At 58.9% G+C, this 17,418-nt stretch carries 16 protein-coding genes and 1 other RNA gene; 10 read left to right on the top strand and 7 right to left on the bottom strand.

Annotated features, from left to right (window positions below; genetic code table 11):
- Positions 1-101: 101 nt before the first annotated feature.
- From N6L24_RS02980 to ssrA, 5 genes are all read right to left on the bottom strand, one after another.
- A complete protein-coding gene (locus N6L24_RS02980) occupies positions 102-593 on the bottom strand; it encodes an SspB family protein (protein ID WP_271843149.1) in 492 nt (163 codons plus the stop codon).
- 78 nt (positions 594-671) lie between these two features.
- On the bottom strand, positions 672-1,916 hold the full coding sequence (gene chrA, locus N6L24_RS02975) for a chromate efflux transporter (RefSeq protein ID WP_271843148.1): 1,245 nt from the start codon (positions 1,914-1,916) through the stop codon (positions 672-674).
- On the bottom strand, positions 1,913-2,728 hold the full coding sequence (locus N6L24_RS02970; protein ID WP_271843147.1) for a chromate resistance protein ChrB domain-containing protein: 816 nt from the start codon (positions 2,726-2,728) through the stop codon (positions 1,913-1,915). The genes chrA and N6L24_RS02970 overlap by 4 nt, the downstream gene beginning before the upstream one ends.
- A 127-nt stretch (positions 2,729-2,855) precedes the next feature.
- The gene (locus N6L24_RS02965) at positions 2,856-3,284 is read right to left on the bottom strand and encodes an ester cyclase (protein ID WP_271843146.1); all 429 of its coding nucleotides are present in this window, start codon (positions 3,282-3,284) and stop codon (positions 2,856-2,858) included.
- 83 nt (positions 3,285-3,367) lie between these two features.
- Positions 3,368-3,718: a transfer-messenger RNA gene (ssrA, locus tag N6L24_RS02960) on the bottom strand.
- Positions 3,719-3,856: 138 nt separating this feature from the next.
- Between ssrA and N6L24_RS02955 the strand changes: the two genes are divergently transcribed.
- The 10 genes from N6L24_RS02955 (at position 3,857) to N6L24_RS02910 (ending at position 14,342) form a co-directional block, all read left to right on the top strand.
- Complete coding sequence (locus N6L24_RS02955; protein WP_271843145.1) at positions 3,857-4,729, top strand: hypothetical protein; 873 nt, start codon at positions 3,857-3,859, stop codon at positions 4,727-4,729.
- Positions 4,730-4,827: 98 nt separating this feature from the next.
- Complete coding sequence (locus N6L24_RS02950) at positions 4,828-5,250, top strand: HIT family protein (RefSeq protein ID WP_271843468.1); 423 nt, start codon at positions 4,828-4,830, stop codon at positions 5,248-5,250.
- Positions 5,251-5,269: 19 nt separating this feature from the next.
- Positions 5,270-6,490: an aminotransferase class V-fold PLP-dependent enzyme gene (locus N6L24_RS02945; protein WP_271843144.1), complete on the top strand. Its 1,221-nt coding sequence runs from the start codon at positions 5,270-5,272 to the stop codon at positions 6,488-6,490.
- 68 nt (positions 6,491-6,558) lie between these two features.
- Complete coding sequence (locus N6L24_RS02940; protein WP_271843143.1) at positions 6,559-6,999, top strand: TrgA family protein; 441 nt, start codon at positions 6,559-6,561, stop codon at positions 6,997-6,999.
- A 2-nt stretch (positions 7,000-7,001) separates the two neighbouring features.
- A complete protein-coding gene (locus N6L24_RS02935; RefSeq protein WP_271843142.1) occupies positions 7,002-8,123 on the top strand; it encodes an NUDIX domain-containing protein in 1,122 nt (373 codons plus the stop codon).
- Positions 8,124-8,186: 63 nt separating this feature from the next.
- Entirely contained in the window at positions 8,187-9,221 is a 1,035-nt protein-coding gene (locus N6L24_RS02930) for a cysteine synthase A (protein WP_271843141.1), read from the top strand.
- A 6-nt stretch (positions 9,222-9,227) separates the two neighbouring features.
- Positions 9,228-11,582 (top strand): DUF3772 domain-containing protein, encoded by a 2,355-nt coding sequence (locus tag N6L24_RS02925; RefSeq protein WP_271843140.1) that lies wholly within the window; start codon positions 9,228-9,230, stop codon positions 11,580-11,582.
- Positions 11,579-12,295 (top strand): alanyl-tRNA editing protein, encoded by a 717-nt coding sequence (locus N6L24_RS02920; protein WP_271843139.1) that lies wholly within the window; start codon positions 11,579-11,581, stop codon positions 12,293-12,295. The genes N6L24_RS02925 and N6L24_RS02920 overlap by 4 nt, the downstream gene beginning before the upstream one ends.
- A 206-nt stretch (positions 12,296-12,501) precedes the next feature.
- Positions 12,502-12,993 (top strand): molybdopterin-dependent oxidoreductase, encoded by a 492-nt coding sequence (locus tag N6L24_RS02915; protein WP_271843138.1) that lies wholly within the window; start codon positions 12,502-12,504, stop codon positions 12,991-12,993.
- Positions 12,990-14,342 (top strand): sensor histidine kinase, encoded by a 1,353-nt coding sequence (locus tag N6L24_RS02910; RefSeq protein WP_271843137.1) that lies wholly within the window; start codon positions 12,990-12,992, stop codon positions 14,340-14,342. The genes N6L24_RS02915 and N6L24_RS02910 overlap by 4 nt, the downstream gene beginning before the upstream one ends.
- A gap of 59 nt (positions 14,343-14,401) precedes the next feature.
- Here the strand turns inward: N6L24_RS02910 and ppk2 are convergent, their stop codons facing one another.
- Both ppk2 and N6L24_RS02900 read right to left on the bottom strand, forming a co-directional pair.
- Entirely contained in the window at positions 14,402-15,322 is a 921-nt protein-coding gene (gene ppk2, locus N6L24_RS02905) for a polyphosphate kinase 2 (RefSeq protein ID WP_271843136.1), read from the bottom strand.
- A 70-nt stretch (positions 15,323-15,392) separates the two neighbouring features.
- Complete coding sequence (locus N6L24_RS02900; RefSeq protein ID WP_271843135.1) at positions 15,393-17,246, bottom strand: sigma 54-interacting transcriptional regulator; 1,854 nt, start codon at positions 17,244-17,246, stop codon at positions 15,393-15,395.
- Positions 17,247-17,418: the final 172 nt, after the last annotated feature.

Raw genomic sequence — 17,418 nt, 5'->3', positions numbered from 1 at the left:
TATGCAATGCTGTAACCCATTGAATACCGCTGATTAGGGCGGTTTTCATCCTGTTTGCGATAACACGCCCAGTTTGCAGCGCCGGGCCCCCGCATGGCCCATCAGGTTTTCCGGAAGCTGTCGAGGCTTACAACCTGTGCGTCCGGTTTTTCTGCGACCTCTTCGGGGTCTGCCAGAACTTCGGAAACCGCTTCGTCAGCGTCCAGGGCGTCGTCCTCATCATCCTCGTCATCGGCGGCCACCTGTGTTTCAAACCGCAGACCGAATTCAACGCTTGGGTCGACAAACGTCAGGATCGAGTCATAGGGGATATACAGCGGCTCAGGCGCGTCGCCAAAGTTGAGCGTGATGGCAAACCCTTCATCCGTCACGTCCAGATTGTCGTACCAATGCTGCATGACAACCGTCATTTCCGTCGGGTAGCGATCTGACAGCCAATCAGCGATTTCCACATCCGGATGGCGCGTGTCAAAGGTGATGAAAAAATGATGCTCACCGGGCAAGCCATCATCCTTAACCCCTTGCAAAACCTCTTGAATCAGGCCCCGCATAGCGCGGTGCATCAAGTTGCCATAGTCGATTGAGCCAATCATGAGTCACCTTATTCGTCGTCTTGGGTGTCAGCATAGATCATTCTTCTGAAAACAAAAGCAGCCGCAAGCAGATTTCGATCACATCATTGCGGCCCCGGTGCTGAGTGCGGCCATGATCAGCAAAACAAGCGGCAATGACAGTTTGCGCCAGAGCAATAGCCCCGCCGCAACCGCCACCAACAGCAGCGCAAAAGGATCAAAGCTGTGCCAGACCGGCACGGCCCCGAGGGCGCTGCGCGCGACGTCGGCAAAAAGAACATGCAGCGCAAACCAGAGGGACAGGTTCAGAATCACGCCCACCACCGCTGCGGTGATTCCCGCCAGCCCTGCCTTAAGGCGCGGTTGGGCGGTCAGCCATTCGACATACGGCGCGGCCACGAAAATCCAGAGAAAACAGGGCACAAAGGTGCACCAGAGCGTCAGCGCCCCCGCCAATAGCATCAAAAGAACGCCGCCTTGCTGATAGCCCGCCAAAAGACCAACAAATTCCGTGACAAGGATCAGCGGGCCGGGCGTGGTTTCTGCAAGGCCCAGCGCATCAATCATTTGCGCCGTGCTGATCCAGCCGTAATCCACGCTGACCGTCTGGGTCATATAGGCCAGGACGGCATAGGCCCCCCCAAAGGTGACAATCGCCAGTTTGGAAAAGAAAAGCGCGATATCCTGAAGAAAGCTGTGGTCGAGCCAGAAAACCAGCGCGACAGGCAGCGCCCAAAGCGCGCTCCAGATGGCGAAGGTTGGCACGGTGGCGCGTTTGGTCGCGGGCGGGGCGACCGCAGCCGCGCCCTCCGGTGGGTGCGGCGCAAGTGCAAACCCAATGAGCGCCGCAAGCGCAACAATCAACGGAAATGGCAGACCCAAAGCATAGATGGCCACAAATGCGGCCGCTGCGAGCGCCCAACTGAGCGGGGTGATCAAGGCCTTGCGCGAGAGTTTCCAAAGCGCCTGAAGCACCACAACCACCACTGCAGATTTCACCCCGAGGAACGCCGCCTGCACCAAGGGCACGCCGCCATAGGTCACATATGACGCTGCCAAGGCCAGAATGACCGCCGCACCGGGCAGCACAAAAAGCAACCCGGCCAGCAAACCGCCCGCTGTTCCGCGCAGGCGCCAGCCGGCATAGGTGGCCAGCTGCATCGCCTCGGGCCCGGGCAACAGCATACAAAAGGACAATGCGCCCAGAAATTTCTCTTCGCTCATCCAGGGGCGCTCTTCGACAAGTTCTTTGTGCATCAATGCGATTTGCGCCGCCGGGCCGCCAAAGCTCAGCATGCCGATGCGCCCAAAGACGCGAAACAGGTCAGAATATGTGGGGGTCATGGCTGGCGGGGTCCAGAGGGCGCGGGGCGATCCGCGTGCGTTTCATCAAAGGCGTCGCGCGCCCAGCGATAGAGGGCATCATAGATCGGCAGCCCCGCCGCCAGCTGTGCGTTATCATCGCGATACTGGCGCGACAGTCCCGCTGAAATCGCAAGCAAGCCCGCGGCTTCGGGCGCAAGGTCATGCGCCCCGGTGTCAGCCGCGCGCACAACGGTGGCCAGCCGCGCCAGTGCCGGGTCGCGCAGACCAAAGCGGCGGCACATGGTGTCAAAGCTGCACCCCGAGCCTTCATGGCCCCAGTCACCACCCGGCATGTCAAACATCGTCGCGCCAAAACGTGCGGCGACATCCGCAACCTCTGCGGGCGGGACAAACAGGAATTCTGCCGCCGGGTCGACAAAACGGCGGATCAGCCAAGGACAGGCGATGCGGTCAATTTTCGGGCGATGGCGTGTGACCCAGAGCGGGCCAGCCTCGCGCAGCGCGGCATCCGGCACGGCCGGCAGCGCGGCTTCCTGCCAGGCCACAGACCCGCCGCTGAGGACCTCGGCTGACATGCCGCGCGCTTGCAAACGGGCGCGTACCCCATGGCTGAGTTTGCGGCCCTTGTGACAGATCACAACAGCAGCGCGCGTGCCAATGGCCGCGATGATCCCGTCAAGATCCTCATGGGCAAAGGGCAGGGCGGTTGGCACACGCGAAGGGATTTCGGCCACATCTTCGGGCAGACGCACGTCAATCAGGGCCGGTGCATCCGGCACGCCAATCCGACGCATCAACTGGGCAGGGGAAATTTCATTTAAGGCAGGCATAGGCATCCTTTCATATCACAAAGAGGATGCGATCCTTCAGCCTGAGCCTCACGGGGTAATCGCGGCCCCATAGGATTGAAATGCCACGATTGTTTTGGCCGGTCAAGCCGCCCGGTCTACGGCGGTGTCAGGATAGGGACTGGCCTGACAGACACAGCGCCAGCGACTGTTCTGGCAATTGCCCCAACTGTTCGAACATGCCGAAAAAGTCGAAATTGTTGTAAGCCTCAACCATCTTGTCGCCTTCAAAGCGCACGCAGACCTGGCCGCTGACGTGTATCGGGGCGGCGTTGTGCGCTGCGCGCGCCGTGACCGAATACAGCCCCTGCACCCAGTCTCCTGCCTGCGTCATCACTTCCATCTTGGTGTGAATATCGGTGATCAACTCGTTGATCATAGGCACAAAATCATGATAGTCGCCAGCGCCCAGCGCCATGCCAGGGATCACCCCGCGCGCCTTGGAATCCGGTTGGAAATATTCGTCGATGGCCGCCAGATCATTTTCGTTCCAAACCCGTTTGAACCATTGATCCAGCATATGTTGCTGCGGTGTCATCTTTGCCCCCAATGCAAATGCGTTCAGCATCAGCAAACCAGCAAAAGGTAGCAGAGTGGTAAAGATCGGCGCTGAAACGGAAAAATGCAGGTTTCTGTTGCCAGGTACCTGCGAACCCCGCCTATAGCTGCAAGCGATAGGGCTTAAGAGTCAGTCGCTCCGGTCGCTTACGCGGCCATTGCTACTGGTGCACGATTGTCATTTGCAATTGTACAAAATTCGCCGATAACGGTGGCAGACAGCCGAGACAAAGCTAACCCCTTTAGACGTTCGTCGATCCTATTTCGTCCCCATCCGACCCCAAATGAAGGTTGATTGGTGGAGACGCCGGGTACCGCCCCCGGGTCCGATCCGCTTATTACGAGCGCGTTTATGTCCATAGCTTCCGAAGAAGCCCTACTGATGTAATCCGCGTGGCGCGCCGTTGCAAGGGCATGCGGCCGGGAAGTGGGCGAAATTTTCTGTGCCGTTCTTGCATCAGATTGCGCGGGCCTCCTGTCTCAAGCTTGCGAATTGCTGCGCGTGCATTATGTAGAACCCTTCGATATTTCTTCATAATTCTGGTGCCTTAGATGACGTTTCCTCGCATGATTTCTGCGGCCATTCCCTTGGCAGCGCTGATTTCTGCAACTGCAGCATTTGCCGAGCCATTGGGCCGATCGCTGGAGGGCGAATTGGGCCTCAGCGCCACGTGGACGGGCGGCGACCGGGTGGATGACCTCTATGGCGATTTTAGCGCCAAGCTGACCTGGCAGGGGGTGCGGGCCGAACTTGGCGCTTTTGGCGTCGTGGGCCGCAAACATGAAACCTATGTCAGCCTGGGATATGTCGGCACCAGCGGGCTGCAGGTTGAGGCCGGTGCGCCGCGCCCGGCGTTTGACGATTTTGCGCAAAGCGGCCTTTATCATGTGCTGCCACGCAAACTGCTCGATCGCTCGGGCCAAAGCCGCAGCGCACTGACGCAGGGCACGCTGGAGCAAGCCGATTTTCTGCCTGTCGGCGTCGCAGTGACCGCGCCGCACGGGGCGGGGCACTACGCGCTCTCATTACATGACGTCCCGGGGCAAGATCTGCGCGTGCTCGGTGCGGGCTGGGCCGAGGATCTGCCAGGCGCGCATCTCGACCTAGCGTTAGAGGTGACATCAAAAGGCGAGGGTAACGCCAAGATTGTCTATGCGCAGGATTTGCAGGGGGTGACGGTCTCACTGGGCGGTTATGTCATGGCGGCCAACGGCGCTGGCAGCGCGGTTGAACTGGCCGCCGGGTTTGACGCGGCCCCCAAGGTGCATCTGTTTGGGTTTTATCGGGCCGAGTTTGGCAGCGCAGAAAACAGCGGCGGCATGTTGGCGGAATTTGATCTCGCCCCAGAAATCGCGCTGGATGTTTCAGCCGTGGCCATGGGTGATGATCTGACGCTTGGCACGATGTTGGCGCGTCGCTTCTGATCCGCGTGCAGAATGCCGCTTGCCGCCCTGCAGGGATATGACAAACTGCCCAAGGAAAGCCGCCCGATTCTGATGGCGGCACCGGTTTGGGGGGTGGTCTGATGACATATGACAGCGACAATATTTTTGCCAAAATCCTACGCGGCGAGATCCCATCGGAAAAACTTTACGAAGATGACGCCACTTTTGTCTTTATGGATATCATGCCCCGTGCCGATGGCCATTGCCTGGTGATCCCCAAAGATGCCGCCCGCAATATGCTGGACGCCAGCCCGGCGCAACTGGCCGCCTGTTTGGCGACCGTGCAGAAAATGGGCCATGCGGTGATGAAAGCCTTTGCGGCAGATGGCGTGACCGTGCAGCAATTCAACGAAGCAGCAGGCGGGCAGGAGGTGTTTCACCTGCATTACCACGTGCTGCCGCGCCACGATGGCGTCGCGCTGCGCCCGCCAGGAAAAATGGCAGATTTTGACGTGCTGAAAGCACAGGCCGCCAAGATCCGCGCTGCATTGTCTGAATAAGTCGCCCTAGGAACTGGCCATGACGCTTGATATTGACTTTGTCCGCAGCCAATTCCCGGCCTTCGCTGAACCCAGTTTGCAAGGCCAGGCTTTCTTTGAAAACGCCGGCGGCTCCTATACCGCCAAACCAGTGATCGACCGGCTGATCCGCTATTACACCCAGCGCAAAGTGCAACCCTATGGTGCCTATGAGGCCAGCCGTCTGGCCGGCGAAGAGATGGACGAAGCCCGCCGCCGCATCGCCGCCTGGATGGGTGTTGAGACCGATGAAATCAGCTTTGGGCCCTCGAGCACGCAAAACACCTATGTGCTGGCGCAGGCCATGCGCAAGCTGCTCACACCCGGTGAGGCGATCATCGTCACCAATCAGGACCATGAGGCCAACACCGGCCCTTGGCGCCGGTTGGCGGATGAAGGCATTCGCGTGATCGAATGGCAAATAGATCCGGAAACCGGGCGGCTGGACCCGGCGCAATTGGGCGATTTGTTGACAGACGCGGTGCGCTTTGTCTGTTTTCCGCATTGCTCCAACGTTGTGGGCGAGATCAACCCCGTCAAAGAAATTTGCGCCATGGCGCATGCTTCTGGGGCCTTTGCGATTGTTGATGGGGTGTCTTATGCGCCCCATGGGCTGCCCAATGTCGACGACCTTGGGGCGGACGTCTATTTGTTCTCAGCGTATAAAACCTACGGGCCGCATCAGGGGGTCATGGCGATCCGGCGTGCACTCGGCGCGTTGCTGCCCAATCAGGGGCATTTCTTTAATGGCGACGTGCTTTACAAGCGCTTTACACCCGCAGGGCCAGACCATGCCCAGGTGGCAGCTTGTGCCGGGATGATTGACTATTTTGAAGCGCTTGCCGCTCATCACGGCATATCAGGCACGCCAACCACGGAGGCGACCGGCGTCAACACGTTGATGCGCGCGCACGAAATACAGCTATTGCAGCCGTTGCTGGATCACCTAGGCAGCAAAAATTCTGTGCGCCTATTGGGCGGACGCGATGCAAAGAGCCGCGCGCCAACCGTGGCGCTGGCGACCCAGAAAGATCCGCAGGCGCTGGCAGAGGCGCTGGCCGCGCGCGGGCTGATGGTGGGGGCCGGGGATTTTTATGCCGTGCGCGCCCTGAACGCGCAAAACGTTGCGCCCCATCCCGGTGTTCTGCGCCTGAGCTTTGTGCATTATACCCAGCAGGCCGAAGTTGACGCGCTATTGACTGCACTGGATGACCTTCTTTAGCGGCTATGCCCTTGCGGCGCGGGCCACCTGCGCCGTAGGGTAGGACAAAAGCCAGAGCAGACCGCACAATGCCCACCGCCGCCAATCTCTTTTCCGCCCTTGCCCTCGGCCTTTTGGCCGCTGTTGTCTCGGAAATGATCAAACCGCTGATGCCGGAAGGCATGGATTTTGGCTATTTCACCTATGTGAATTTTGCGTTTGGGGCGGTGATTGGCTGGAAGCTGCTGGGCAAAAACGCCGGGCGCGGCATCATGCCTTCGGTCAACGCCGGTATCACCGCCATGCTGGCGATGGTACTGATCTTGCTCTTTGCCCATGCCTGTTGGCAGATGATGGGCAATTCGCTCAACCTGCGCTATGACCGCACGGCAGAGGCGATCCAATCCATATTCAAAATGATGGGTGAAAACGGCCTTTTGCTGTTGCATCCGCCCATTCTTGTGACCCTTTTTGTTGGCGCAGTCCTTGCCGGGCTGCTAGCCGAGGCCATTTCGCGCCGCTGGAGATAAATTTGTCGACATTGTTTTTTTACGGCACGCTGCGGCATCTGCCGTTGTTGGAAATCGTGCTGGGCCGATCGGTCTCGCCCTCCGAGATCGCGGCAGCGTCCCTGGATGGGTATGCGGCCTTGGCCCTCGCGGATGCGGATTATCCGGTGTTGATCCCCGTGCAAGGCGCACGGGCAGAGGGGCTGCTGCTTAAAGGTGTGAGTGAGGCTGACATGCAGCGGCTCGCGTTTTATGAAGGCGGCTACAGTCTTGCGCCGGTTGACGTCACCACCGCGCACGGCCCGCAGCGCGCAGAGGCTTTCCTGCCCAATCAATCAGAGCCGACCACCGAAGGCCCTTGGGACTTTGGCAATTGGCGCGCCAGCCATGCGCCCCGGGCCGTGTTCGCCGCCGAGGAAGAAATGAGTTACTTTGGCCAGATTGACGCCGCCACGCTTGCGATGCGCGCGCCCATGATCCGCGTACGCGCGGCTGCCAAGGTCAACGCCATGATGCGCAACGATGCTTTCAGCCCCAGTGGATTTCGCCGCACAGATACAGAGGCCATTGGGCTGACCCGCCCCTTTACCAATTTTTTCAGTGTTGAAACCCATGAGGTCGCCTTTCGGCAATATGACGGCGCAATGAGCGCCCCGGTGTCGCGCGAGGTTTTTGCCGCCTCCGATGCCAGTATCGTCTTGCCCTATGATCCGCGGCGGGACCGCGTGTTGCTGATCGAACAATTCCGGCCGGGTCCTTATGCGCGCGGCGATGAAAAACCCTGGATGCTGGAGCCGATTGCAGGCCGCGTTGATCCCGGTGAAACCCCTGAAGAAACCGCCCATCGCGAAGCGCGCGAAGAAGCCGGGCTGAGCTTAAGCAAATTGCACAGCGTGGCCCGCTGTTATGCGTCACCCGGATGCAGCACCGAATATTTCAACATCTTCGTCGGTGAGGCGGATCTGCCGGATGATGTCACCGGCGTGGCCGGGCTGGACGCCGAAGCCGAAGATATCAAATCCTATCTCTATAGTTTTGACAGGCTGATGGAGATGGTCGAGGGGTTTGAGGCCGCAAATGCGCCACTTGTCCTTGCAGCGCTTTGGCTGGCAAGAAGCCGTGATCGCTTGCGCGCTGTGGCTTGAGTTCCGCTGCCCATCGCCCTAGACATACGGGCAAGACACAAAGACCAAATGAAAGGCGCCCTGATGCGTATCGCTCGAAATCTGGCCGACGCCATCGGCAACACTCCTCTGATCCGGCTCAACCAAGCCAGCGAGGACACCGGCTGCGAGATTTACGGTAAAGCAGAATTCATGAACCCCGGCCAATCGGTCAAAGACCGGGCCGCGCTTTATATCATCAAGGATGCCATCGCGCGCGGCGCGCTGCGCCCCGGGGGCACGATTGTTGAAGGCACCGCAGGCAACACCGGCATCGGTCTGGCGCTGGTGGGGGCCTCGATGGGGTTCCGCACTGTGATCGTGATCCCGGAAACGCAAAGCCAGGAAAAGAAAGACATGATCCGCCTGGCCGGGGCGGAATTGGTGCAGGTGCCAGCGGCCCCTTACAAGAACCCCAACAACTATGTGCGCTATTCGGGCCGCTTGGCCGAAGAGTTGAACAAGACCGAGGCCAATGGCGCCATCTGGGCCAACCAGTTTGACAACACCGCCAACCGTCAGGCCCATGTCGAAACCACCGGCCCGGAAATCTGGGAACAGACCGGCGGCAAAGTGGATGGTTTCGTTTGTGCCATCGGCTCTGGCGGCACGCTGGCCGGGGTTGGCGAGGCGCTGCAACCCAAAGGCGTCAAGGTGGCCTTGGCTGACCCGATGGGCTCGGGCATGTTTACGCTGTTCCGCGATGGCGTTGCCAATGCCGAAGGCACGTCCATCACCGAGGGGATCGGGCAGGGGCGGATCACCGCCAACCTGGATGGGTTCACCCCAGACATGATGTATCAGATCAGCGACCATGAGGCGCTGCCGATCTGCTATGACCTCTTGGAAAACGAAGGCCTGTGTTTGGGTGGCTCGTCTGGGATCAACGTCGCTGGCGCAATCCGTATGGCCAAGGAAATGGGCCCCGGCCATACCATTGTGACCATGCTCTGTGATTACGGCACCCGCTATCAATCCAAGATGTTCAACCCGACCTTCCTGAAGGAAAAAGGCCTGCCGCTTCCCGGTTGGCTGAGCGAAGGACCGGGGAGCATTCCGGGTGTTTTTGAAGACGTGTGAGGATAGATGCCACGCATCGCAAACCTGATTTTCGCAACCGTGCTGCTGTTTTGCAGCGCGGTTTTTTCTGTGGCTCAGACGGCTGCGGGGCCAGATTATTCGGAATGGAACAGCCTCGCGGCGCGCGCCGCAGATGCGGTTGAGGCCGGGCGGGCCTCGGATGTTGCGCTCGAAGATTTGCGCGGCCAGATTGATGCCTGGCGCGAAAGGTTCCGCGCGGCGCAATCCATCAACAGCAATGCCATTGAGACGGTTCAGACCCAGCTCAACACGCTAGGGCCGGTGCCCGAAAGCGGCGAGGAGCCCGCCGACATCAAGGCGCAGCGCGCCGCATTGAACACCCAGCTCGCCGAATTGCAGGTGCCTTCAAAGCGCGCCGAGGTCGCCCTGGCCGAAGCTGAAGGGCTGATCCGCGGCATCGACACGATCTTGCGCGCGCGCCAAACCGATGAGTTGCTCGAACTGGGTCCAACACCGCTCAACCCGGTTTTGTGGCCCTCTGCGCTCGACACGCTGCTGACATCCATTGGGCATGTGACCAACGAAATGGGCGTCGCCTGGCAAAACCCGATCCAGAAAACCGAATTGCGCCATAACTTCCCCGAAGTTTTGCTGCTGCTCGCAGTGGCGTTTCTGCTGCTGTCGCGCGGGCGTGGCTGGTTTGAGGCCTTGGCCAACACGGTTCAAACGCGCGGGGCCTTCTCAGGGCGTTGGCTGGCCGCCTCGGTGGTGTCACTAGGTCAGATCATCTTGCCGTTTGTCGGCCTGCTGGCCCTGATCGAAGCAGCCTATGCCACCGAGCTGCCGGGCCTGCGCGGCGAGCTGCTGCTATCGACCCTGCCCGAGGCGGGGCTGCTGGTGCTGGTGTCGATTTGGCTCGGCAGCCGTGTCTTTCCGCAAACCTCCGAGGTGCTGCCTTTCATCCGTCTGGAAGATGGCGAGCGGCGCGAGGGGCGGCTTTATGCCGGTATTCTTGGCAGTATTCTCGCAGTCAACGGAATCTTGACTGAGATCGCGCAATATGACGGCTGGTCTGATGGCACCCGCGCGGTGCTGTTCTTTCCGCTCTTTGCCGTCGCTGCGGTGATCTTTTGGCGCCTCGCGGTGCTATTGGGGCACCACGAACGCCCAGACAGCACCAGCGCCACCTATGGCGACCGCGTGCTGTCGATCATCAAACGCCTGATCATGGCCGCGGCGCTGATCGGTCTCGCCCTGGCCTGCATAGGCTATTTCCGCGCGGCGCAGCAATTGATCATGCCCGCGATCATGACCATGCAAGTGCTGGCCTTTGTGCTGATCCTGCAGCGTATTACCTCGGCCATATTCTCCCTGGTGATGGGCGAGGGCGATGATCTGTCTGACGGCTTGGTGCCGGTCTTGCTGGGCGTGATGCTGATCTTGGCGGCGCTGCCGTTTCTGGCGCTGATCTGGGGGGCCCGCTGGTCGGATCTGACCGAGCTTTGGACCGATTTCTCCAATGGGTTTGCCATTGGGGAAACGCGCATTTCTCTTGCAGATTTCTTTACCTTTGTGCTGGTCTTTGTTGTTGGGTTTACCATCACGCGCCTGCTGCAAGGGGCGATGAAAAATACCATCTTGCCGAAAACCAAAATGGATCTTGGCGGGCGCAACGCCATTGTCTCGGGCTTGGGGTACGTCGGTATTTTCTTGGCGGCGCTGATCGCTATCACGGCGGCGGGCATTGACCTTAGCTCGATCGCGCTGGTGGCGGGTGCGCTTTCGGTAGGCATCGGTTTTGGTTTGCAGAACGTGGTGTCAAACTTTGTCAGTGGCATCATCCTTTTGATTGAACGGCCAATTTCCGAAGGCGATTGGATCGAGGTGAATGGCAATATGGGCTATGTGCGCGATATTTCCGTGCGCTCCACCCGCATCGAGACGTTTGATCGCACCGATGTGATTGTCCCCAACGCCGATCTGGTCAGCGGCACCGTCACCAACTTTACCCGCGGCAATACCATCGGGCGCGCGATTGTGCCGGTCGGGGTCGCCTATGGCACCGATCCGCGCCGCGTGGAAAAGATCTTGATGGAGATTGTGCGCGCCCATCCCCTGGTGCTGGAGAACCCGCCGCCGGCGGTGCTCTTCACCGGATTTGGCGCCAGTTCGCTAGATTTTGAGATCCGCGCGATTTTGCGCGATGTGAATTGGCAGATGGCCGTGAAATCAGAACTCAATTTCGAAGTCGCCCGCCGCTTTGAAGAAGAGAAGATCGAAATTCCCTTCCCGCAAAGCGATATCTGGCTGCGCAACCCTGAGACGCTGCGCCCGCAAACGCAGGCGACACCACCGGCCCAGGACGCCGAGACCCATCCTGACGAGGACAGCAAAGAATGACCGAGCGCCTGTTTCTGGAAAACGCTTACTTGCGCGAAACCACCGCCCGTGTGCAGGCCCATACGCCGGAAGGCGGGGTCATTCTGGACGAAACCCTGTTTTATCCCACCGGCGGCGGGCAACCGGGTGACAGTGGCGCGCTGATCTGGGATGGCGGTGCGCTCAGCATTGCGACCAGCGTCAAGGCGGATGGCAAAGACATTGCGCTGGTGCCCGCAGAACCAGCGGCCCTTCCGCCCGTTGGTGCCGAGGTGATCCAGAAACTGGATTGGGACCGCCGCCACCGTCACATGCGCATGCATACCGCGCTGCACTTGCTGTCGGTCATCATCCCGCTGCCTGTCACCGGCGGCGCGATTGGGGCTGAAAAGGGCCGGCTTGATTTTGATATGCCGGACGCGCCTGCGGACAAGGATGTGCTGCAAGAACAGTTGAACGAGTTGATCAGACGCGATCTGCCCGTCTCAGAGATGTGGATCACCGATGACGAATTGCTGGCCAATCCGCAGCTGGTGAAAACCATGTCGGTCAAGCCGCCAATGGGCAGCGGCCATGTGCGATTGGTGATGATCGGGCAGGGCGGCGAGCAGGTCGATCTCCAGCCCTGCGGCGGCACACATGTCGCCCGCACAGGCGAAATCGGCCATGTCCGCATTGGCAAGATTGAGAAAAAAGGCAAACAGAACCGCCGCGTGGCGCTGCACTTTGGATAGTGGTGCCGCGGCCTGAACGATCGCGCCGATAATCCTAAAATTGTTTATGTTTTGTCGCTCATTCGATGACAATAGTGATGTAAATGAGCCGGAAGTTGCCCTCTATCAGTTAATATACTTTTGAAACTTCTCGTTGCCTTGACAGCAGTTGCGCTTCTGATCAGAATTCCCGCATAGATAGAAACCTTGTGTAAAGGGAATTTCAGATGCTTGGACAAGCGGCTAAGGCCATTGCCACAAGCGCAGCGCTGATTTTTAGCGCAGCGATGGTACAGGCAGACACGGTTCTGACCCTTGTGGATCACACCAATCAGGTACAGACGGAAACCATGGAAATGACCATGGATGAACTCTTGGCGCTGCCCCAGACCGAGGTGGTGACAGGCAATGAATACGTCGATGGAACCCCCCGGTTCTCGGGGCCATTGCTGCGTGATGTGGTGGCGCTGATACAGCCTAGTGGTGCAACCACGGTGAAACTGGTGGCGCTGAACGACTATAGCGCAGACGCACCCTTGATCGAGGCCGACCAATACGAGGTGATCCTCGCCATCAAGAAAGATGGGGAGTTTCTGTCGCGCCGTGACAAAGGACCGATCTGGGTGATCTACCCGATGGATGATTACGCAGAACTGAATGATCCGAATTTCAACAACCGTCTTGTGTGGCAACTGGCAAAACTTGAACTGACTAAATGATTGACTGGCGGCTCGCGAAGCGCGCGGCGATCATCACCGTTCTGATCGGGTTGGTCGCCGGACTTTTCACGTTCAATTCTGCGCAAGAATCCTTGCTGCATGCAAAGTCAAACCACCGGGGTGGCCCCCTTTGGATGGCCACCCAGATTGAAGTGGAATTGCTGAAGTTCAACAAAGCGCTCGCCCTCTACGTTGCGGAGGCACCGGGCTATGAACATACAACCGTGAACCACCGTTTTGACTTGCTTTGGAGCCGCTGGAATATCGCGTCGCAAGGGGATGCCGGGGCGTGGCTGCGCGACATGGATGCGGAGCTGAACGTCATCAACGATTTAGGCGCGACGCTGCGGGCGCAGGATACCAATGTGACTGGCCTCGGGGATACGGACAGGGGCAAAGCGCTGCGTATTCTTGGTGCCTTCTACCCGTTTGAAAGCCGCATGCATGATCTTTCGCTTGTGGCGCTTGACGTTGCGGGCGATGCCGAAAAAGCGGTGCGGGACGATCTGCGCCGCATTTCTACCCGTCTCAGACTGATGTCGTATGCAACGGTGCTGGTCGCCATCCTAATGATCAGCATTTTCTGGCTGGATGCGCGCAATCAAGCTCGGATCGCGGACGAAAAATCGCGCCTTCTGGAACTCGCAGAGGCGGGCTTTCGCGCGAAGGCGGATTTCATTTCAACGATCAGCCACGAATTGCGCACGCCCATGACCGCCATTATCGGAGCGATTGGCTTGCTGAAATCCGGCAGTACCGGCGCGCTCAGCGAGGCGGGCGCGCGTGTTGTCGATATGGCGGACCGCTCGGGGCAACGGCTGAACGCGCTGATCGAAAGCCTGCTGGCCTTTGAGAAATTTCAGTCCGAGAACCTGGACCTTGAATGCCGCGAATTCTGCCTATGCAATTTTCTGGATGAGGTGATTGAGGCCTGCAGCATGGCCGCTGCGCAAAAGCAGATTGAGATCAAGAAAATCTGCGCCTCAGATACGATCAAGATGTATGCTGACCCAGAAAAACTGTCGCAGGTTTTTCAGGAATTGCTCGGCAATGCCATCAAGTTTTCGGGGCAGGGCGGCGCGGTCACGGTGCGTGTTCTGACCGATGAACGCAGCGTGACCGTCGCCGTCAAAGACAACGGTTGCGGCATGTCCGAAGAGTTTGTGCCGCGCGCCTTTGACAAATTCACCCAAGAAGATTCTTCGGACAAACGCGCCTTTTCCGGGGTGGGCAACGGATTGTTTTTCACCAAAAGCTTTGTGCATGCCCATAACGGCACCATCACGCTGGACAGCGAAAAAGACGTCGGCACAACCGTCACAGTGTCCTTGCCCCTCACCCAATCCTGATGCCGCCAGGGCAGACTGGGTGACGGGCCGTTTGCGGATGGCATGTGAGCGCGCTGAGATCACCGTTTGCGCGTTTTAGGGTGCAGGGATGCCGCCAGAATGTGATCTGAGGCATGAACAACAGCCTCTGCATGATGCACGATCTTGGGGTCCGGGGCCGCGACCAGCGCGTGGTCCTTGCCCGGGTAATCCAAACGGGCAAGAAAATGCCGCATGCAGTTGAGGCGCGCGCGTTTTTTGTCGTTTGAGCGGATCACCGTCCAAGGGGCATCTGCGGTGTCGGTGTAAAAGAACATCGCCTCCTTGGCTTCGGTGTAATCATCCCATTTGTCCAGACTTGCGCGGTCAATCGGCGACAGCTTCCATTGCTTCAGCGGGTCGGTTTCGCGCGCGGCAAATCGACGGCGCTGTTCCTCCTGCGTGACCGAAAACCAATATTTGAACAGCCGGATGCCACTGCGCGTCAGCATCCGTTCAAATTCAGGCGTCTGACGCATAAATTCAAGGTATTCAGAGGGTTCACAGAAGTTCATCACCCGTTCGACCCCAGCCCGATTATACCAGCTGCGGTCATAAAGCACGATTTCACCTGCGGTTGGCAAATGTTTGATATAGCGCTGAAAAAACCACTGGCCGCGTTCATGATCGCTGGGTTTGTTGAGCGCCACAACCCGGGCCGCCCGCGGGTTGAGATGCTCCATAAACCGCTTGATGGTGCCGCCTTTGCCAGCCGCATCGCGCCCCTCAAACAGCATAACGACTTTCTGTCCGGTCTCTTCGATCCAGTGCTGCACCTTCAAGAGCTCAACCTGCAGCGCGGCTTTCTCGGCCTCGTAGGCTTTGCGCCCCATCCGTTGGGCATAGGGGTATTCGCCGTTCTCAAAACCGATGATCTCAGCCGTGGCCGCAGCCTTCAGCGCTGGGTCGGCGGGGTCGGTTTTGGCATTGATCGTGGGCGCGGCAGTGGTCTGTCCGGTCATGGCGGGCTCCTTTATTATGCGCCCAGACCATGACATCACAGGGCTGACCTGTCCTTGACCTGCGTCAACTTCAGCGCCAATCTGCGTCTTGGATGTCGTAGGTTTTGATGCGTGAATACAGCGTGGTTGGCTTGATATCCAACAGCTCCGCCGCACCGTTTTTGCCGGACACGCGCCCCCCAGCCTCGCGCAGCGCGGCGATGACGTTCTGTTTCATCATCTCTTGCATCACGGCCTCGGTCTGAAAGCGCGAGGTGTTGTCCGGGGCTTGCGCCGCGGTCACGTTCAGCTCAACCACCAGCTTGTTGCCCTGCGAAACAATTGCCGCGCGCTCCATCACGTTGTGCAGCTCGCGCACATTACCGGGCCAATCATAAGACTGCAGCTGCTGCACGACGCCTTCGGTCATGATCGGCAAGGCGCGGTTGAGGCGGCGGCAAATGATCCGCAGCAAATGCGCCGCCAGCGGCGCGATGTCATCGCGGCGTTGCCGCAAGGGCAGGCAGTGGATCGGGAAGACATTCAAAAAGAGATAGAGATCTTCGCGCAGGCGGTCATTGCGCGCCAGACTGGTTTCCAGCAGCGATGTCGCCGCGATGACCCTGACATCCAGCGGCTTTTCCCGTGTATCCCCCAGACGTGTCACCTGGCCGCTTTGCAGGGCGTGCAGCAGCTTGCCTTGAATTTCAAAGGGCAACTCTTCGATATCATCAATGAACAGCGTGCCCCCATGGGCGAGCTCTAGTTTGCCGGGCTTGTCGCGGGTGGCCGCAGAATAGGCCCCGCGCAGTTGACCGAATAGTTCGGCCTCGACATTTTCTGGCGCGACCGAGCCGCATTTGAAGTGGATCAGCGGGCGCCGCGCGCGGGCGCTGGATTTGTGGATTTCCGTCGCCACCAGCGATTTTCCGGTGCCGGTCTCGCCATGGATCAAAACCGTTGCTTCGGTGTTGGCCACCAGGTCGATCCGCGCCAGCACCTGCTTGGTCGCGGCCGAGCTGCCGATAATATCGTGGTGCGCCCGCTCTGAGGTGATCGCCTCCTGTAGGTAGGCGTTTTCCTGCTCCAGCCGATCCCGCAAGCCGGCGACCTCTTCAAGAGCGGCCTGCAACTTGCGTTCGTTTTCCTTGCGCTCGGTGATATCGCGAAAAATCACCACCGCCCCGGCCAGCACCTGCTGGTCATAGATGGGGGTCGACACATACTCCACCCGAATGGGTTTGCCATCCTTGCGCCAGAACACCTCGTCCTCGATCCGGTGCACTTGTTCAAATCGGAACGACCGGTAAATCGGGCAATCATGCGCCGGGTAGCTTTCGCCGCTGAGATGATGATGGTGGATCATCTTGTGAATGTCGCGACCAAACAGATCTTCGCTGGTCCAGCCGAGCATTTCCTGGGCCGCGCGGTTTACAAAGGTGGTTTTGCCCTCAGCGTTGATCCCATAGATGCCTTCGCCTGCGGCGTTGAGGATCAGTTGGTTTTGCCGCTCCAACTCGCCGAAAAAGGCTTCGGCGCGTTTCCAAGTGCCCAGACCCGCGCGATACATTTCCTGCGCCTGGGTGGCGTTTGCCCGATCTTCCAGCGATTGCAGGTCGCTCAGCAACAAGAGGAAGTGCCCCGGGTCGTGTTCCAGACAGCGGGCTCTGATTTCAACGGTCAGTGGGGCTTTGTCATAGGTCACTAGCGGGATGTCGCGGGTCCAGCCCTCGCTGCGGTGATCAACCTCTTCGATGAAGACCACAAATTTGGGCAAAGCGGCGCCGACAAAACCCGAGAACGCGGTGGTCTGCAGCGTCGCGAGCGGGCACTCCAGCATCTGCGCTGCCTTATCATTGGCGGCCAATATCTGATCTGTCCGCGCGTTCAGCAACACGGCCGCTTCGGGCAGGGCATCAAGAATGAAATGAGATTCGTCGCGCATGCCCAAAGGTTAACCGCCAAGGGGCGTCATCACATACGAAATATCGTAATTCACGAAATATCGTAATGCACCTGTGAAGCAAAACCAGATTAACCCACTGGAAAACGGTGAAATTTCCCCAATGCACAAATATTAGTCAGTGGCTTTTTTATGGGCCTTTGCGCTGGAACAC

The sequence above is a fragment of the Cognatishimia sp. SS12 genome (assembly GCF_028369055.1).
Classification (GTDB): Bacteria; Pseudomonadota; Alphaproteobacteria; order Rhodobacterales; family Rhodobacteraceae; genus Cognatishimia.
The sequence above is the reverse complement of the archived record's forward strand: the minus strand, read 5'-3'. Positions and strand labels throughout refer to the sequence as shown.